1 protein-coding gene is annotated in these 669 nt (G+C 43.9%); it reads left to right on the forward strand.

Annotation, left to right across the window (positions count from 1 at the left end):
* A partial coding sequence (locus ACTQXY_RS15535; protein ID WP_441660217.1) for a transposase occupies positions 1-566 on the forward strand: 566 nt, incomplete at its 5' end.
* Between the last annotated feature and the right edge of the window lie 103 nt (positions 567-669).

Consider the following 669-nt stretch of genomic DNA (forward strand, 5'->3'; position numbering starts at 1 on the left):
CTCATTATGAAAGCCTTGAATCCCGGAAAGCAGAGCTTGAAGAACTCATTCTTGCGCTCGCCGCTCCCTATCAGCAGGAACTTGCCATTCTTCAAACCGCTCCTGGTATCAGCAGTGACTTCACTGCCATCGGAATTATTTCCGAAATCGGTACCAATATGGAGGCTTTTCCTTCGGCGAAACACTTATGCTCATGGGCTGGTCTTACTCCGACCAACAATGAAAGCGCAGGGAAGAAAAAATCTGTCCGGGTCTCCAAAGCCGGATGCTATATCAAGCCGCTTTTAGTACAGTGCGCAAACGCTGTTGTTAAAAGCTCAAAGCATCCTGAAATGCGTAACCGTTATCTCCGTCTCAAAAAGCGTCGCGGTCACAAGAAAGCAATCATTGCCATAGCAAGAATGCTTCTTACCGCATTATACCACATGTTGAAAAACGGTGAAAACTATAATGCAGAACTTTACAGGAAATCAGACCTGCCTCCAGTTGACCGTGAAATTACGGTAGAACAGGCAATCCTTATCGCAAGAAATCAGGGTTATAAAATCAAGTCAGCAACCGCATAACCTTAACTTCTCAATATTCAATTTTTAAAGCAGCCACCGAAAGATGGCTTATTTGTCGTGTGCTTAAGGTAATGGATACCCTCTACTTCTCATTTTCAATCTT

It is taken from the genome of Faecalimonas sp. LCP19S3_D12, assembly GCF_052121495.1.
Taxonomy (GTDB): Bacteria; Bacillota; Clostridia; order Lachnospirales; family Lachnospiraceae; genus Faecalimonas.